The organism is Caballeronia sp. dw_19, from assembly GCF_018449515.1.
Classification (GTDB): Bacteria; Pseudomonadota; Gammaproteobacteria; order Burkholderiales; family Burkholderiaceae; genus Caballeronia.
Map to the genome: position 1 here is coordinate 72729 of NZ_JAAVUQ010000013.1, position 19019 is coordinate 91747.

The window sequence follows — 19019 nt, forward strand, 5'->3', positions numbered from 1 at the left end:
GCCATTGCGACGCGCCGCATGAAGGGCCATACGGGGTTGGGATTTGGTGCATGCGTAAGGCCGGCAGGGCGCGGTTTCGGTCGCTGGAAACGAACGATCGACTGATGCCCGGTTTGGCGGCTAGTCGCCTTCGAAATCATCGGCCGCCTTACGATTCCGGCGCTCTTCGTTGGCACGGCGAGCGCGCACGCGCTGGCGCCACAGGACGGTAATGACCTCCCCCGTGGTCGCGCCAGCGGGGATTTCGTTGCGGATGAGATTCGGCACCATCGGCAGGCCAAGCCGCTGCCTTCGCAGAGCCCGGGCTATGGCCGTGCGGCACTCCTGCCCGTGGCAATCCCATTCGTCACGCATTTTTCTGCAGTAACGGCACTCGTTCATGGCAAATAGTTTAACTGTAAACCCTGATGGCCGGGACCGTCAGGAGTTGCAGACGGTCAGGGCCATCACGTGCCAGGCCTTCGCATACAAAGATTTACCGCGGATCGACAGACACGTATTCGCGTCGGCGACTCCCCGTCATGCCGGGGAAATCCGGGTTAGCGTTAGTTAAAGTATTGACTCCCGTTGCCGATATTCAATCTAAGCACTGCCCCCGTTCAATTCGCCTTGTCTTTGCGACTTTCCGCTTCAGAGCCGCCACCATGGTTATGCCATTGGCTCTTTCGCGATGCAGGTTCCAACGGTTAGCTTTCAGGTGCGTCCAAAGTGCCCATTGACGCCGGGTCGTTCCATCCCGCAACCAAAAAGTAAACCTCAAGTGCGACGAATTGAGCTTGCCTCCCTTCTATCTGTCCTGCTCAGCGTCATTCTCATGTCGTTGTATGGTTGTCACCAGCAAGACCACACCTCTTCGAACCCGACCGTGCCGCCCCGGACCACCATCACTGCGCTGATATGGGCTCCAGATTGGCCAGAAGAAATGCTTCAGATTGCCGCCGAGTTCAGCAAGCTCAATCCGGACATACGCGTGAATGTGCAGTTCATGATTGGCAATTCAGTCGAAGAAAATATCAAGCCCCGGATCGCCTCCGGTAACTTGCCGGATCTGGTCAGTGTCAACCCTAACGCCTATGCGGCTGAATTGGCCGATCAAGGCATCCTGGCGGACGTCGGCGAAACGTCAGCATGGAACAACATGCTCGACCCTCTCAAGGGAGACTGGACGAGTCGCCAATCCAGAAAGTTTGGAATCTCCGGCGGAGTGGCGACGACGCTGATTTATTACAACCAGGACATGTTCGCGAAGGCCGGGATCACGGAACTGCCGACCAATTTCCGCGAATTCCTGATGGTTTGCGATAAGCTCAAACGTGCGGGTTTTACACCTATCATGTGGAACGGCGGCTTCCCGAACATGCTCGGCAACGGTCCCTTCAGTTTCGGCTTTGCCAACAATGTGGTGGCACGCGACCCGGATTGGAAGATGAAAATCTCTGACGGCACGCTCGATTTGAACACGCCTCAGGTAGCCGATATCTTTGCGAAGATTCTGCTGATTGCAGACCGCGGATACGTACAAGAGGGGTTCATGGCGACGGACTACGATGAAGGCATACGTCTGTTCAAGGAAGGCAAGGTTGCGATGGCTTTCCACGGCAGTTGGGCAGCCGGCCTTTTGTTGCGCGGCAACCCCTTCGAGGTTGGCGTGTTTATTCCCCCCTGGAACGCGCCTGGCAAGCGGGTGGTGCCTGTGATTGGCAGTGAAACCGGGTTTGCGGTGTGTGAGACGCCCAACAAAGTCGCCGCCACTCGCTTTCTGGAATTCATCACCGGGAAGGGATTCTCCATTCTCCAAAGAAAACGTCAGAACATTCCGCCATTCAAGCAAGTCGACGAAACAATGGTGAGCAATCCAAAGATTGCCGACTACACGAATAGGGTCAGCCATTTTTCCGTGACCGCCAGCCCGTACTATTCTGTCCTACCCTCCAACTCGATCGAGCGGTTGCATCAGTTGATGCAGGATGTGTTGTTCAAGAAGATCACGCCCAGGCAGGCGGCAAAACTCCTGGACGAATCTGTCAAGAACGAAGCAAAGATGCACTACAAATGAGCTCAATCATCGGTTCGCTGCGAAGCGTTTTCGAATACCTCTCCCTGGATCTGCTGCGCCGGGTCGAAATTCGCTACCGGCTAATCACCGCATTCATTTTGCTCTCGCTGCTGCCCATACTTCTTTCGGGATACTTATCGTATGTCGAGTCGAGTGCGGCGATTAGGGAGAAGGCAGAGATATTTTCGAAAGAGGTGGTCAGGCAGCTATCCAAGAACGTCTTGTTGCGGATGGAGCAGATCGAGACGGAAAGCAGCTTCCTTGTGCTCTCCGATCGGGTTCAAGGTGCGTTGACAAGGGTCGCAAACGGCAGCGCAAAAGAGCAGAGCGAGGCTCGCCGGGATATGACCCGGCTACTCCTGGAGCACTACGGATCGATTGATTTCATCAACCAGAAATACCTGCTCGACAAGAACAACCGCATCATGGACACCCAGGCGTTCGCGCAACTGACCCAGGGTGTGACGCATTTGGTCAAGCAGGCGCCCGATCATAATGGACACCCCTATTGGGGCAGTTACGACAACGGTGTTGGGCAACAAAACCTGGGGATGGTGCGGGCTATCATTGGCAAGAGCAACAATCGGCAGATCGGCAATCTGGTTCTGGTCGTTCGCCCCGAATATTTCTCGACAATTTTTAATGACGTCGCCTTGGGGAGTGGAACGGAAATCTACGTTCTCGATGCCAGCAGCAACAAGCTGATTGTCCGTGCCGACGACACATCCGCGACTACCAGTGAGACGGCTGAACCTGGCCTGATCGATCAAATCGCGCATAACGAACCCTATGGCCAGCCGAGTGGTTTCGTCGCCTTCGAGGGCAAGCGCCGCGCGCGCTACTTTGCCGCGTACTCAAGGATTCCCGGCACGACCTGGTTTGTGGTCAGCACAATTCCCGAAACAAAGCTGACGGCACAGGCACAGTCGGTGCGCGACCAGATCGTGCTGGTCGGCATCTCGGGCTTCTTGCTTTCGATCTTCCTCGCCTACTTTATCTCCCACAGCATTTCGGCACCGCTTAAGGAACTGGTGCGAAAGATGCACGATACAGGCAACGATGCGGGAGCCCAGGCTGAAGAAGACGCACAGGCGCTCACCGATGCCGACAGTCAAGATGAGTTAGGCAGACTGGCGCAGCGGTTTGAAAGAATGCGCGAGGCAATCAAGCAGAAGATCCAGAAGATCAACGAGATCAACTCCTCCCTTGAACAGACCGTCATCGAGCGAACGGCGGAACTCGTTACCAAGGAGCACGAGTCGCGCACGTTGATCGAGAATTCGCCTGACACGATTACCCGCTACGACCGGGACCTCCACCGCATTTATGCCAATCCCGCGTTCTGTACCTCGGCGGGGTGCAGCCTCGGCGAAGCGCTCGGCAAGCGCCCTTCAGAAAACCCCGGCGGCGCTAATGCGCTGATCTACGAGATGAAGATTCTAGACGTCATTTCAAGCGGGGAAAGTTCGCAGTTCGAACTGAAATGGGTCAGTCGCGACGGACAGGAACAGTGCACCCATATCCGCCTGACTCCGGAGATTGACCGGTCAGGCAAGGTGAGTTCCGTGCTGGCCGTTGGTCGCGATTTATCGGACCGGATGGCATTCGAGGCAACGATCTGGAAACAGGCCAATTTTGATGCGCTGACCCACCTTCCGAACCGTCAGATGTTTCATGACCGTCTCGACCATGAAGCCAGAATGGCGCGTCGCTCCGGAAAACGTATGGCCTTGATGCTGATCGACCTGGATCGATTCAAAGAGGTCAATGACTCCCTGGGACACGACACCGGGGACATCCTGCTGATCGAGGCGGCCAGACGCATCACGTCGAGCGTGCGCGAATCGGACACTGTTGCTCGTCTCGGCGGTGACGAATTTACTGTCATCCTGCCCAACCTGGACGACATCGAAAGCATTGACCGGATCGCAAAGACTATCATCGACAAGCTGGCCGAACCCTTCAAGCTCGGCCCGGACGAGGCTTTCATATCGGCCAGCGTCGGCATCACGCTTTACCCCGACGACACCAGCGAACTCGATGTCCTTTTCAAGAATGCTGACCAGGCCATGTATGCGGCCAAAAACGCCGGGCGCAATCGTTTCAGCTACTTCACGCCCGACTTGCAAGTGGCGGCAGAAAAGCGCCGGCGTCTCATGAGTGATCTACGCGCCGCCCTGCCCGGCGAGCAGTTCCAGATCTATTACCAGCCCATCGTCGATCTGGCGACTGGGGAAGTCTACAAAGCCGAGGCACTGATCCGCTGGCTGCACCCTGAACGCGGCACGATCAGCCCGCTGGATTTCATTCCATTGGCCGAAGACACCGGACTCATCGTTCCGGTCGGAGACTGGATGTTTAAACAGGCTGTGCAGCAGGCCCGGCAATGGCGCAGCCGATTCCATCCGTCTTTCCAGATCAGCGTCAACGTGTCACCGGTGCAGATTCGTCAAGACAGCCTCCTGTGTACCCAATGGCCCGACTATCTGAATCAGGAAGGGATGCCGGGGCAGAGTGTTGCGATTGAAATAACCGAGGGGCTGTTACTGCATGCCGAATCGAAGATCGACGAGAAGCTGCTGACCTTCCGCGATGCGGGGATCCGGATCTCGATCGACGACTTCGGGACGGGTTACTCGTCGCTGGCATATCTCAGGCGCTTCGATATCGATTACCTCAAGATCGATCGTTCATTCGTGCAGAACCTCGCGTTTGATGGAGACAATCAGGCGCTTTGCGAGGCGATGGTCGTACTCGCTCACAAACTGGGATTGAAAGTCATTGCGGAAGGGGTGGAGACGACAGAGCAACGGGATTTCCTCTTCGCCGTGGGTTGTGATTTTGCCCAAGGTTTTTTATATTCCGAGCCCGTTCCACCTGATCAATTTGAGGCGTTGGTATGGCCGGCTCTCACGGAGAGGCCTACCCATCATACGGCTGCTGCGAGCAGCATAGCCGACGCATGAAACACACGTGCCCGGCAACAATCGATAAAGAATCGCCCCCCGCCGGGCACGCCTGACGTTCCGTTGCAAAGCGTCAGTTACAACCTGCCATCACGACAAATGATGCACCTCTTGCAAGCCGAATACCGGCGTTGGAATCCCCTCCATCCGCGCCTTGAGTTGCAGCGATAAATACTGCGAGTAGTGGCGCGATTGATGCAGGTTACCGCCATGGAACCACAACGCCTGCTGCTGCGTAGGTTTCCACATGTTGCGCTGCTCGCCTTCCCACGGCCCCGGGTCCTTGGTCGTATTCGATCCCAGTCCCCACACCTTGCCCACCTTGTCCGCCACCTCACGCGATATAAGATCCGCGGCCCAGCCGTTCATCGACCCATAACCGGTCGCGTACACGACCAGATCCGCTTCCAGTTCGCTGCCGTCGCTGAGCACGACCGAATGCTCTTTCAACTCGACTACATCCACGCCGCTCTTCAGCTTGATCTTGCCGTCCGCGACGAGGTCCGCCGCGCCCACATCAATGTAATAGCCCGATCCGCGCCGCAGATATTTCATGAAGAGGCCTGAGCCGTCATCGCCGAAATCAAGCATGAAACCGCGTTTCTCCAGCCGGTCATAAAACTCGGCATCACGCTCCTTGATCGCGTTGTACACCGGGATCTGGAACTCGTGCAGGATCTTGTATGGAATCGATGCAAACGTCAGGTCGGCCTTCATCGTGGTCATGCCCGCCGCCACTGCGCGCTCGGAGTAAAGATCGCCCAGCGCCAGGTCCATCAGCGTGTTCGACTTGACTATGTGCGTGGACGAACGCTGAACCATGGTCACATCCACGCCCGCTTCCCACAGCGCCCCGCAAATATCGTGCGAAGAATTATTCGCGCCAATCACCACGACCTTCTTGCCCTTGTAAGCATCCGGTCCCGGATGTTTCGACGAATGATGCTGCTCGCCCTTGAACACATCCATGCCCTTGAACTTCGGCAGATTCGGTTTGCCCGACATGCCGGTGGCGAGCACGAGTTGCTTCGGCCGCAGCGTCAGTTTTTCGCCGTCGCGCTCGACTTCCACGATCCATTCGCCGGCGGCTTCGTCGTATCGGGCAGATGTACAGGTCGTCGATCCCCAGTAGTTCAGCTCCATCACCTTTGTGTACATCTCCAGCCAGTCGCCTATCTTGTCCTTCGGCGAAAACACCGGCCAGTTGTCCGGGAAAGGCAGATACGGCATATGGTCGTACCAGACCGGATCATGCAGGCACAGCGTTTTATAACGAGCACGCCAGGCGTCCCCGGGGCGCTCGTTCTTATCGATAATGATCGCCGGCACACCCAGTTGCCGCAGCCGCGCTCCCAACGCAATGCCACCCTGCCCGCCGCCGACGATCAGGCAATACGGCTGCTTCTCATAACCCAGCGTCTCCAGTTCAGCCTCGCGATTCTCCTTCCAGCTGGTGCGGTCCGTACGCGCGCCGTGTTCAGCGCCCATCGACCGCCTGAACCCTTTCGGTTCTTCGTGGCCTTTGAGTTCAGTCATGGTCGTGAGCAACGTCCAGATCTGCCCGTCCTTCACGCGGATAAAACCCGTGCCGCGCGCGACTCCCGTCTCGAACGTGATCCACGCTTGCGTCACGCCGTCCGCTTCGGTCGCCGTTTCGTTATCGGCAATCTTCAGCTTTGATGGCTTGACCGTGTTCAACTGCGAATCGAGCATCGCGGCAATCTGCTCGCGGCCTTCCATCGTCTTGATGTTCCAGGTGAACGCGACAAGGTCGCGCCAATAACCATCGGGCTGGAATAGCGCAATGGCCGCCGCGGTGTCGCCGCTTTTTAACGCGGCTTCGAATGTCTCCAGGATGTTGCTGATGGTTTGATTCGGATTCTGTTCAGACATGGTCGCTCCTCCATGAGATACGGATCACTAAGTATCGGTTAAGAAAGACGGGTCTGTGCCCGCTAAAATGAAAGCGCTTATCTACTGCTAACGCCTGTGCGGCGCCACTATTCCAAACTTCGCTATCCGCCGATACAACGTCGCCCGCGATAAACCCAGCGCCTGCGCCGCCATGACGGGCCGCCACTTTGCATCGGTCATCGCAGCAAGTATGCGGGCGCGTTCCAGTGTTTCGCTTTCAGACAACGCGGGTTGCGTTACCGGTTTAGCGGCTTCGCGGGGTGTAGGCACCGGGCTTCTGGAAGCGCGTAGAACAGGCGGCCTCACACGCGCATGCAGCGGTGATCCCGAGCCCGCCAACCTGAACGAGATGAGATCGCGTCCGGGGCGTGCATCGAGCAGGCGTTCGGCGCGGATATCGAAGAGTTCGGAGACGTGGCGCGGCAACTGATCCAGCGCCGGCACACATTCCTTCGCGCGCCGGTTAGCGGCGATCGCGTAGCCGCGTACATCGAAGGCGATGAGTATTTCCGGCTGCGCCTCAACGTAATGCCGGCTGCGGTGCGCGAGCAACACCCAGCAATGCGTGGTCGCGTTAAGGAAGAAACCGTCCTCGATCAACAGCGCACTTTGCCGCACGATATGGTTGACCAGCCGCTGACTCTCGCGCTCTTCGGGCGAGCGCACCGCCGACGCATCCAGCACGCCGATCAACTCGCCTTGCACGCCGAAGATAGGCGATGCGCTACAGGTCAGCGTGGTGAACGCCGCGCGAAAATGGTCGGTCTTGTGGACGGTGATCGCCTCGGCGTCGAGCAACACCGACGCAACGCCGCATGTCCCCTCTTCACGCTCGGACCAGCACGAACCGGGATACAGACCCGCGCGCTTGAATTCGTGGCGGCGATCACGATCCACCCGGTAGTCGATGGTCACGCCCGCTGCATCGGTCAGCATCACGCAGTAGTCGGCTTCGCGCACCGTTTCATGCAGTCGCGAAAGACATTGGCCCGATGCCCGCAGCACGGTTTCTTCACGTTGTTGAATGTCGCGCAATTCGGGAACGGTCAGGATGCGCGGACCAACAGTCGCCCCCGGATCGAGATGATATTGCTCCAGCGATCGCCGGTACGATGACGCCAGCCGCGACGCATCGGCACCCGGGCTGATCATGCGGCCTTCTATCACGTTGCGCACGCGATCGATGTGTCTGGTCTGCGAAACATACGGCATGAAGAGCCTCCGGCGGATTCGGTGCGCTCGCGTCATTCACGACACGCTGCAACCCGAAAACTTAAACGCATGATGACGTTTTAGCATGCGTATTCGGGGAGATCACACCGCAGTGCACCATCGAGGTTGATGAGACATTTGTCTCAATCGACGGCGACGTTATCGACGTCGCGTTTCGTCGAGCGCAGCCATCTTCCGGTAGAGCGTGTTACGCGATACGCCAAGCATTCGCGCCGCCGCCGAGACGTTACCGGCGTGTGTCTCAAGCGCTGCCGCGACGGCCGACAACGCGAGATCGTCCAGGCGCGCGCTGTCCTTCACCGGCCTCGACAATGTCCTGGTGTCGCGTTCGTCATCGAAGAAATCTTGCGGCAGATGATCAAGGCCGATGCACGTTTCATGGTCATCGAGCATCGCACACGCGGTCCTCAGCACGTTCGCCAGTTGCCGAAAGTTTCCTGGCCACGAGTGGCGGGTGAACGCGGCCAGCACCTCGGGTGAAACCCTGATGGGCGTGCCGCTCGGACGCTCGGCACGAAGGATCTTTTCAACGGTCACGGCGAGATCGGTACGCTGGCGCAACGGCGGCAACGTCACAAGCAGACCGTTGATCCGGTAATAGAGATCCTCGCGGAATTCGCCAGCACTGACGCGCTCGCGCAGATTGCGATTGGTCGCGCAGATCAACGCGAAATCCACGGGCACTGCGCGCGTGCTGCCGAGCGGCGTCACCGTGCGCTCCTGCAGCACACGGAGCAAACGACTTTGCAATGAGAACGGCATATCGCCGATTTCATCGAGGAACAAGGTGCCGCCATCGGCTTGCAAAATCTTGCCGCACGCACCACGCTTCGATGCGCCCGTGAACGCCCCTTCCTCATAACCGAACAACTCCGCTTCTATCAGCGTGTCCGGGATCGACGCACAATTCAACGCAACGAATGGCCCGTCGCAACGCGGCGAGTCACGATGCACCGCGCTCGCCAGGACGTCTTTGCCAGTACCCGTCTCGCCGCCAATCAGGATCGGAATATTTTTACCAATCACCTTGCGCACCCGTTCAACGAGCGCCGCAACCTGAGCATCGCCGGTCATCAGGTAACGCAGGTCGGAGAGTTTGGGTTGGGGTTCGGGGACGCGTTTGCGAGGGACGACGTCGGTGACATCGCGGCTATCTGTCGAGAGCGAAACGGCGGTCGAGCGCCGCAGATCCGCGCTGGCAAATACGTTGACGCCGCTGTGCAGGCAGAGCGAAATCGTGCGCTCGACGGGCGTGCCCACACCGCTGCGCATCCGGTCGAACAACTCGCCGCACGAGACGTTGAACAACGATGACAAGGTATGCGCGCGCAACGAGGCCAGCGGCAAGCCAAACTGAAATTGTGCGCTGCGATTAGCCGATAGAAAGCGCCCATCGGCCCTGAACGCAGCAATGCCTTCCATCAACGTGCCGATAAACTCGGGCCGCCCGTGAAAATGGATTCGCAATGCTTCAGGAAAGGCGCTGGTGAACAAATGGTTCTCGATCATCTGCGCGGACATCTTGGCAAGCGCCATGGTATGACGGCTGTGGCCGCGGCAATCGCCGGTAACGTCGAGAACACCTAGCAACTCTCCGAATGGATCAAGAATCGGCACGCTGGAGCACGCAAGAAACCGGTTCGCGCGCAGGTAATGCTGGTCGCCGAGCACCATGGTGGCGTCGCCTGCGGCAATGGCTGTGCCAATTGCGTTGGTGCCCTGCTGCTGTTCGCTCCATAGGGCGCCCGGACGCAACGCGACGCGATCGGCACGAGCGAGGAAATCGTCGTCGCCGAGCGAATGCAGGATCAGCCCTTCGGAGTCGGTCAGTACGACCATGCTGTGCGTATTGGCGATCTGCCCGTAGAGCGTTTCTATGACGGGCAGCGCATGCGTGGAGAGCGCGCGATTCTGCTCGCGCTTGAGCCGGAGCTCCGCTTCGCCGAGCACGCCGTAGTCGGGCCGCATGGTGTCCGACAGGCCGAAGCTGCGGGAACGTTCGTGCGATTGCCTGATGATATCCAGCCCTTCCATACGGCCGGCATGATTGCCGGCCAGCAGCGCGGATCGGCTTGATCCGCTTGAACGGTCGATAGAAACCGGGTTCATAACCATTGTCTCCTCCGCCAGCATTCGCGGAAGGAGTCGGTCGTCAGCTCCGCCCGTCGCGTGGTCGATCGAGACAATGTACCACTGCTACAGCGTTCAATCCCGCGTTTAACCCGTCACGCGCTCGACCGGATGATGCTCGAGCCAGGCAGATTCGGTGTCGTCGAAAAGGCGCGACCGTGTGAGAAAACGCAACCCGCTGGGGCGTTCCAGCGAAAACATGCCGCCATTCCCCGGCACGCAATCGATGATCAACTGCGTGTGCTGCCAGTATTCGAATTGCGATTCGCTCATGTAGAACGGCACGCCGGCTAGCTCGCCGAGCTTGACGTCCGACGAACCGACCATGAATTCGGCGACCGGGAAACACATGGGGGCACTGCCGTCGCAACAACCGCCCGATTGATGGAACAACACCTGCCCGTGTTCGGCCTTCAGCTTATCGATCAATTCGATCGCCGCCGGCGTGGCGACCACGCGCGAAACTTCTTCTTCGGTCATAAGGGTTTCCACTGAACACACACTATGGCGAGCCGCAGCGCGGCCCGCCATTCAGATCACGCAACAACCGCTTTGATCAGAAGAAACCGAGCGGCTTTTCGCTATAACTCACCAACAGGTTTTTCGTCTGCTGATAGTGGTCGAGCATCATCTTGTGATTCTCCCGGCCAATACCCGATTGCTTGTAACCACCGAACGCCGCATGCGCCGGATAGGCGTGATAGCAGTTCGTCCACACACGTCCGGCCTGGATGTCGCGGCCGAAACGGTAGGCTCGCGTACCATCGCGCGTCCACACGCCCGCACCGAGGCCATAAAGCGTGTCATTGGCGATTTCCAGCGCCTGCGCTTCGTCCTTGAACGTCGTTACCGACACCACCGGCCCGAAGATTTCCTCCTGGAAGATGCGCATCTTGTTGTGACCGCGGAAGACGGTCGGCTTAACGTAGTAGCCGTTCTTCAACTCACCATCGAGCGCGTTGCGTTCTCCGCCGATCAGGCATTCCGCGCCTTCCTGCTTGCCGAGATCGATATACGACAGGATCTTTTCAAGCTGCTCCTGCGAGGCTTGCGCGCCGATCATCGTCTTCGAGTCGAGCGGATGTCCCTGGCTGATTGCCGCTACGCGCTTGAGCGCGCGTTCCATGAAGCGATCGTAGATCGACTCTTCAATCAGCACGCGCGACGGGCACGTGCAGACCTCGCCCTGATTCAGCGCAAACATGGCGAACCCTTCGAGCGCCTTGTCGAAATAGCTGTCGTCCGCGTTCATGACATCGGCGAAGAAAATGTTCGGGCTCTTTCCGCCGAGTTCGAGCGTCACCGGAATCAGGTTCTGGCTGGCGTACTGCATGATCAGGCGGCCAGTCGTGGTCTCGCCGGTGAACGCGATCTTGGCAATCCGCTTGTTCGATGCCAGCGGTTTGCCCGCCTCCAGCCCAAAGCCGTTGACCACGTTCAGCACGCCGGCCGGCAATAGATCCTCGATCAACTCGATCACCACCAGCAGCGAAGCGGGCGTTTGTTCGGCGGGCTTCAGCACGACGCAATTGCCGGCAGCCAGCGCGGGCGCCAGTTTCCATACCGCCATCAGGATCGGGAAATTCCACGGAATGATCTGTCCCACCACGCCTAGCGGCTCGTGGAAGTGGTATGCGACCGTGTCCTCATCGATTTGCGAAATCGAGCCTTCCTGGGCACGCACGCAACCGGCGAAATAGCGGAAATGGTCGATGGCCAACGGAATGTCGGCGGCCATTGTTTCGCGTAGCGGCTTGCCGTTGTCGATGGTTTCCGCCACCGCGATGCGCGTCAGGTTCGCTTCCATCCGGTCGGCGATTTTGTTCAGGATGTTCGCTCGCTCGGCGGGCGAGGTCTTGCCCCAGGCGGTCTTGGCTTTGTGCGCTGCATCGAGCGCGAGTTCGATATCGGCTTCGCGCGAGCGCGGGATGGATGTGAACGCTTCGCCCGTGATTGGCGAAATATTATCGAAATACTCACCACCTACCGGCTTGACCCATTGACCACCGATGAAGTTGCCATACTGTTTTTTATACGGGAAGTCGGTGTTCAAAAATTGCATCTCGGCGTGATTCATGTGCGTGCTCCTCGCATGTCGGTGAGAATGACCGCCGCGACCATGATTGCCGCGACCGGTGGGACCATGCTTGCGAGATGCGTGCCAATGGCTGTCTTGCACGTGGGCACGGGCGGTGCGGGTTTTCCGCTTGTGCACGAGGATGACCGGGCGTTCCGTTTTGGAACACCTGCGTCGGGATTCGTGTTGAAACGGAACAGTGACGCGCAGCGGATTTGTTGTGCAAACTATGGACGGGCCGTTCATTACGAGTGGTCGGGGTCAGTGCTGGGGCGGTGGTTTCGGCGGTAGTGGTCGGGGTCAGTGCCGGGGTGGTGCTTTCAGCGGTAGTGGTCGGGGTCAATGCCGGGTTGGTGCTTTCGGCCGTGGTGGTCTGCGAGAGTCGGATTTTCTCTTTATCACTATTAGCCACTGTGCGTGGCGGCACGTCATTTCTTTGTCCAAAGCGACAAAGAAACGAAGCAAAGAAAGCGCTTTAACCGCTCTACCCTAAGTGTCCACAGCGTGCAGTTTCTATTCATAGGTGCCCCAAAAGCACGGTGCTCGCCAGAGCGAAGGATGTTTGAACCCCTCCTTCTCGCGAATCCTGACACGAACACGCTTCGCCCCCAACGCTCTCGGGCAAGCACCATTGCCAAGGAACCCGCACGGCCTTACGGGTATTTACGGCTGCGGTTTTTTGACAGGTTAGCTACCTGGTCCGTGCGACCGTATTCATAGGCCACAGCTTTATGCGTGTTTGTGTTTACTGCTTCAGTTTTTGTAAATTGGCTGTGCATTCTGTACAGCTATCTTCGTCGGTTACGGCCGCCCGCATCTTCGCGGCCTCGTTTCCTGGCGGGTTGGCGGCGTGGTTCGAGGCGCGTACACATTTGGAGGGAGGTCGTCCGCGGATAGCGCGGGGTGTCCCTTGGGCAGGTTCAATCACTGGTGGCGAAGCGTGTGGGTATCGGTGTTCGGAGAAGGAGGGGTTCACACATCCGGCGCTCTGGCGAGCACCGTGCTTTTGGGGCACCTATGAATAGAAACTGCACGCTGTGGACACTTAGGGTAGCGTGGTTGAAAGCGCTTTCTTTGCTTCGTTTCTTTGTCGCTTTGGACAAAGAAATGACGTGCCGCCACGCACAGTGGCTAATAGTGATAAAGAGAAAATCCGACTCTCGCAGACCACTAACGCCGAAAGCACCAACCCGGCATTGACCCCGACCGCTAACCCAGAACCGACCATCCCCGGCATCAACCCTGCCCACTAACCCCCGCTCCCAAACACCATCAGCCCCTCCCCAGTGCGAACGAAAGCCAACTTCCAAATTCACCCCGTCTGCCGCTCAACAATATGAAACCCAACATCGACCACGTTCGCTTCCTTCTCGCCTTTCAACCGCGCTAACAAACAGTGCGCCGCGCTCACGCCAATGTGCGTGCCGTCCACGCCCACGGTCGTCAACTGCGGACTCGTTTCCGACGCAAACTCCAGATCGCCGAAACCGCAGATGGCCAGTTGCGACGGCACCTCGATACCCCTGCGTTTTGCCTCGCCAAGCACGCCGATAGCAAGCAGATCCGAGCCGCAGAAAACCGCATCGAGCGCGGGCACCCGCTCAAGAAGCTTCGGCAATGCGGCCTTGCCGATCAATACAGAACTGGGCGGCGCGACAATCACATCCGCTATATCGTGAATTCCCGCGCGCGCCAGCCGCTCGCGAAAACCGGTGATACGTGCGATCGCGCGATCATCATTGGCCGACACCAGGCCCGGATGCAAAACCCCTCGCGCGAGGAACCGCTCCGCAACCGCAACGCCCACCTGGTAATGCGAGAAACCGACAAGCATATCAATCGGCGTTTCCGTCATGTCCCACGTTTCCACAATCGGAATGCCAACATTGCGCAACCGTTCACGCAACGAATCCGTATGCGCCACGCCCGTCAACAACACCCCTTCAGGACGCCGGCTCAAAACGGCATCAAGCAGCGTTTCCTCACTAGAATCGCTGTAACCGCTCAACGCAAGCAGCACCTGATAACCGGCCTTCGACATGGTCTCGCTGAACACCTGAATGGTCTGGGAGAACAACGAGTGCGCGATGGTCGGGACAATCGCCGCAATCAACCGCGACTTCGACGATGACAACCCGCCCGCCAGCCGGTTAGGCACGTAACCAAGCTTCTGCACAACCTGACGTACGCGCTCGAGCGTTTCCGGCGCGACTGATTCCGGATTGTTGAAAACACGCGAAACCGTAATGGGCGAGACGCCAGCGGCGGCCGCGACGTCGGTGATGCGCAGCCCTTTCGGACCGCCGCGCGACCGCTTGACGGGCACGGCCGGCGCTTCGTCCTGAGCATCGATGGAATAAGCTGTCGGCTTGTCGTCCGGCATGGTTCGCTTGGTTGCAGTAGGGCCTGACACCGGTATCGTAGTCAACGCCGATCGAGCCTTGTCATAAGAACGATACCGCTGAGCCCTACGCCGCTTCCGCCCTCCGCCCATTGGCCACCCCCTGCATACCGTCATGGCGATCGCGCCGAATCAAAACCAGCGTGACGACGCCGAACGTAAAGAGACACGCAGCGGGAATCAGCATGGGCGTCTTCGTGCTGCCGCTCACCTGCCGGACCCATGGCACCAGATTCTGCGCGATAAAACCGCCCACATTACCAAGCGAATTGATCGCCGCGATCCCGGCTGCCGCACGCGCACCGGTCAGGAACTTCGACGGCAGCGTCCAGAAACACGGCAGGAGCAAATACATGCAGGGCGCGCCAAGACTCAACGCAATGAAACGCAACGTGTTGGTCGGCAGGAACACGCTACCGAGAAAGAACACCACGCCGAGTACCGACGCACAAAGCATCGCGATCATCGTGCGGTCGGCAGCGCGCAACTTCGACGGCAACCACGCGAGCACGATAGTCGCGAGCAGCCACGGCACGATATTGATCAGGCCGTTGACGGTATTGCTCACACCGAACCCCTTGACCAGTGTCGGCAACCAGTAGCTCACACCATACACCGACATGGACAGCATCATGTAATACAGCGCCATGCCAATCACGCGTGGTTCCGTCAACACGCTCAGAAACCTTGTCTTGCCCGCTTCGGTTTGTGCCGCGAGGGCGCGTTCGTTATCGAGGGTATCGGCCAGCCATTTCTTTTCGGCATCCGAAATGAATTTCGCTTTGAGCGGAGACGCAGGCAAATACAACAGCACGACAGCGGTCAGAAGAAGAGAGGGTATGCCCGTGACAATGAACACAAGCTGCCAGCCTTGCAGACCAAGGAGTCCACCCTTGTCCAACAGCCAGCCGCAAATAGGCGCGCCCACCATGTTCCCCAGACTGCTGCCCACTGTGAAATACCCCAGCATCCGCACCCGATGCCGCGATGGAAACCACAAGGTCAGGTAATAAATCACGCCAGGATAAAGCCCGGCTTCGGAAGCACCGAGCAGGAAACGCAGCACGTAGAACGTGGTGGCGTTTTTCGTGAATGCGAGGAGTACGGTGACAATGCCCCACGTCAGCATGATCCGCGCGATCCAGCGGGGCGCGCCGTACTTGTGCAGCAGCACGTTGCTCGGCACTTCGAAGATCAGATAGCCGATGAAAAACAAGGACGCGCCAAGCCCATACGCCACTTCGCTCAAACCGAGAGTGCCCAGCATCTGCAGCTTGGCAAAACTGATATTCGAACGGTCGATATACGCGATCAGATAGAGCAGGCCAAGCAGCGGCATCAGCCTGAATGCCAGCCGGTTGATCAATGGCATTTCATCTACCGCATGCGGAACAGTACTCACCGTGTCTCCTGCGCTCGCTGCGTGCCGGCGAGCCGTTATAGGTCCGACGTCGATACGTTGTTATTTTTTTGCCCGCCATTGCGCGTAGGCCGCCAGCGTTTCCTCATTCGGCGGATAGGTCCCGCGCAGCGGCCTGCCTTCATCGATACGTTGCGAGATGAAGATTTCCAGTTGCTCCTGTTCGCTCGCATCGCGCGCCACGTCTTCCGCCATTTCGCGCGGCACGATCACGACACCGTCCACATCAGCGACAACAATATCGCCCGGATACACCGCCACGCCGCCGCACGCGATCGGCACGTTCATATCCACCGCGTGATGTTTCGCCAGATTCAGCGGCGCGCTCGCACCCGCACACCACAGCGGCAAGCCCAGTTCCGAAATCGTGCCGCTATCACGCACCGGTCCATCGGAAACCATGCCCGCCACGCCGCGCTTCGCCAGCCGCAGCGCGAGAATCGATCCCACCGATGCCACCGTGCGGTCCCCGCGACAATCCTGAACCAGCACGCTGCCTGGCGGCGCACTCTCCACCGCCTTGCGCTGCGGATGGTCGGGGTCCTGGAACACACCCACGTGATCGAGGTCTTCACGCGCCGGAATATTGCGCAGCGTGAATGCCGGTCCAACCAGGTTCGGTGCGCCCGGCGCAGGTTTGACGAGCGGCGCGACGCCTTGCAAAAATACGTTGCGCAAGCCGCGTTTGAACAACTGTGTGGTGAGCGTAGCCGTGCTGACGTGGCGCAACAGTTCCAGCGCGGCGGCGCTGACGGGGGTATCGGATGGGTTCATAAGGCGTGCTCTGAATAAGGTTAGTGGATCTCGGGTTCGTCGCGATGCGCGCCCGTCGTTGCGGCCACGGTCTCTGACGATGCAGCTACCGGCTCTTCCAGGAAATCGAAGTCGCAGCCCTTGTTCGCCTGCGTGACGTGAAGCTGATGCATCACGCCAAAACCGCGTTCGAACGGGCGCTTCGGGGCCTTCCACGACGCCTTGCGGGTGGCGAGTTCTTCATCGCTGACATCGAGATGCAGGCGTCGGTTCGGCACATCGAGTTCGATCATGTCGCCGTCCTTCACCAGCGCAAGCGGACCACCAACGAACGATTCCGGCGCCACATGCAACACGCACGCGCCGTAGCTCGTGCCGCTCATGCGAGCGTCCGAGATCCGCACCATGTCTCTCACCCCCTGCTTCAGCAGCTTCTGCGGAATCGGCAACTGGCCCCACTCCGGCATGCCGGGCGCGCCCACCGGACCTGCGTGTTGCAGCACGATCACGGACTCGGCGGTGATATCGAGTTCGTCACTGTCGATGCGCGCCGCCATATCCGCGTAATCCTTGAATACGACGGCCGGTCCGCGCGCCTTCAGCAGATGTTGCTCCATCGCGGCCGGCTTGATGACCGCGCCATCCGGTGCGAGATTGCCGGTCAGCACCGCGAGGCCATCGCGTTCCACCAGCGGATTGGCGCGCTTGCGGATCACGTCTTCGTCGAAGATCTCCGCGCCCGCGATGTTCTCGCCGAGCGTCGTCCCGCTCACCGTCATCTGCGTGCCGTCGATCAGGCCGCCCAGTTCCACGAGCAATGCGCGCAAACCGCCTGCGTAGAAGAAGTCTTCCATCAGGTATTTGCCGGCCGGGCGCAGGTTGGCGAGCACCGGCGTGATGCGCGCGAGTTCATCGAAGCGCGCGGTTGTCAGGTCGATACCCGCCCGGCGTGCCACCGCCACCAGATGCACGATCGCGTTCGTGGAACCGGACATGGCGAGCACGGTGGTGATGGCGTTATCGAAGGATTTCGCGCTCAGGATGTCCGACGGTTTCTGGTCGGTCCAGACCATCTCCACAATCCGCTGTCCGGTCAGCGATGCAAACTGCGCGTGGCGCGAATCGACTGCGGGTATCGATGAAAAGCCGGGCAGAATCAGGCCGAGCGATTCAGTGGCCGTGGTCATGGTCGATGCGGTGCCCATGGTCATGCAGTGACCGGGCGAGCGCGCAATCCCGCTTTCGATGCCCTTCCACTCCTCTTCCGTGATCTTGCCCGCACGCAGTTCGGCCCAGTATTTCCACGTGTCCGAGCCGCTGCCGAGCGTGCGGCCGTTCCAGTTGCCGCGCAGCATCGGACCAGCCGGCAGAAAGATGGTGGGTAAATTCATGCTAATTGCGCCCATCAGCAGGCCGGGTGTGGTCTTGTCGCAGCCGCCCATGAGCACGCAGCCGTCGAACTGATATGACTTCAGCAACTCCTCGGTTTCCATCGCGAGGAAGTTTCGGTAGAGCATGGTGGTGGGCTTCTGGAACGGCTCGGCGAGCGTCATCACCGGCATCTCGACCGGGAAGCCGCCAGCCTGCCACACGCCGCGCTTGACCTCTTCAACGCGCTGCTTGAAGTGCGTATGGCACGAGTTGAGCTCGCTCCACGTGTTGACGATGGCAATCACCGGCTTGCCCATGTAATCGGATGGGTGATAGCCCATTTGCGCGGTGCGCGAACGATGTCCGAACGAGCGCAGGTCGTTCACGCCATACCAGCGGAAGCTGCGTAATTGCTCAGGGGTCTTGCGGGGGACCGTGGGGTTCGACGACACGCTTATTCTCCTTGGTAGCGTTACCAAACGCTTTTGCATGAGCGAATGGTAGCGCTATCATTCAAGAACATCCGTAGGGGATTACACCAATAAGCGGATAGTTCTTCGCAAATGAAATCTGGGCCGGTGCAAAGAAACCTGTCCTCGGCTTTTCGGGCAAATAATCTGGCCCGGAGAGATACCGGGCTCGAAAAAACGGTGCGACGTATGCTTCTTCGCACCCTGTTTTAGCTTCCTTGATTCCTT

12 protein-coding genes are annotated in these 19019 nt (G+C 58.9%); 2 read left to right on the forward strand and 10 right to left on the reverse strand.

All coding sequences use genetic code 11. The features are described 5' to 3' along the window. Positions 1-120 precede the first annotated feature (120 nt). Positions 121-381 carry a hypothetical protein gene (locus HB376_RS18970; protein WP_213765206.1) on the reverse strand — a complete coding sequence of 87 codons (261 nt, stop codon included), beginning with the start codon at positions 379-381 and terminating at the stop codon, positions 121-123. A 433-nt stretch (positions 382-814) separates the two neighbouring features. On the opposite strand from HB376_RS18970, the gene HB376_RS18975 reads away from it, so the two are divergent. Next, complete coding sequence (locus HB376_RS18975; protein ID WP_213765296.1) at positions 815-2056, forward strand: extracellular solute-binding protein; 1242 nt, start codon at positions 815-817, stop codon at positions 2054-2056. After that, positions 2053-5022, forward strand: a complete 2970-nt coding sequence (locus HB376_RS18980; RefSeq protein ID WP_213765207.1) for an EAL domain-containing protein — start codon at positions 2053-2055, stop codon at positions 5020-5022. The genes HB376_RS18975 and HB376_RS18980 overlap by 4 nt, the downstream gene beginning before the upstream one ends. Positions 5023-5112: 90 nt before the next feature. Here the strand turns inward: HB376_RS18980 and HB376_RS18985 are convergent, their stop codons facing one another. The 9 genes from HB376_RS18985 to araD form a co-directional block, all read right to left on the reverse strand. Continuing rightward, positions 5113-6915: an NAD(P)/FAD-dependent oxidoreductase gene (locus tag HB376_RS18985; protein ID WP_213765208.1), complete on the reverse strand. Its 1803-nt coding sequence runs from the start codon at positions 6913-6915 to the stop codon at positions 5113-5115. 87 nt (positions 6916-7002) lie between these two features. Further along, entirely contained in the window at positions 7003-8148 is a 1146-nt protein-coding gene (locus HB376_RS18990) for a GAF domain-containing protein (RefSeq protein ID WP_213765209.1), read from the reverse strand. Positions 8149-8307: 159 nt separating this feature from the next. Beyond that, a complete protein-coding gene (locus HB376_RS18995; protein ID WP_255631439.1) occupies positions 8308-10203 on the reverse strand; it encodes a sigma-54-dependent Fis family transcriptional regulator in 1896 nt (631 codons plus the stop codon). Positions 10204-10386: 183 nt separating this feature from the next. Continuing rightward, on the reverse strand, positions 10387-10779 hold the full coding sequence (locus tag HB376_RS19000) for a DUF779 domain-containing protein (RefSeq protein ID WP_213765211.1): 393 nt from the start codon (positions 10777-10779) through the stop codon (positions 10387-10389). Between the two features lie 76 nt (positions 10780-10855). Continuing rightward, positions 10856-12376, reverse strand: a complete 1521-nt coding sequence (gene adh, locus HB376_RS19005; RefSeq protein ID WP_213765212.1) for an aldehyde dehydrogenase — start codon at positions 12374-12376, stop codon at positions 10856-10858. Between the two features lie 1312 nt (positions 12377-13688). Next, entirely contained in the window at positions 13689-14759 is a 1071-nt protein-coding gene (locus tag HB376_RS19010) for a LacI family DNA-binding transcriptional regulator (protein WP_213765213.1), read from the reverse strand. An 85-nt stretch (positions 14760-14844) separates the two neighbouring features. Then, positions 14845-16179 carry an MFS transporter gene (locus HB376_RS19015; protein ID WP_213765214.1) on the reverse strand — a complete coding sequence of 445 codons (1335 nt, stop codon included), beginning with the start codon at positions 16177-16179 and terminating at the stop codon, positions 14845-14847. Between the two features lie 60 nt (positions 16180-16239). Next, positions 16240-16971 (reverse strand): ribonuclease activity regulator RraA, encoded by a 732-nt coding sequence (locus tag HB376_RS19020; protein ID WP_213765215.1) that lies wholly within the window; start codon positions 16969-16971, stop codon positions 16240-16242. Between the two features lie 20 nt (positions 16972-16991). Then, positions 16992-18773, reverse strand: coding sequence for an L-arabinonate dehydratase (gene araD / locus HB376_RS19025; protein WP_213765216.1), 1782 nt, complete (start codon positions 18771-18773; stop codon positions 16992-16994). Positions 18774-19019: the final 246 nt, after the last annotated feature.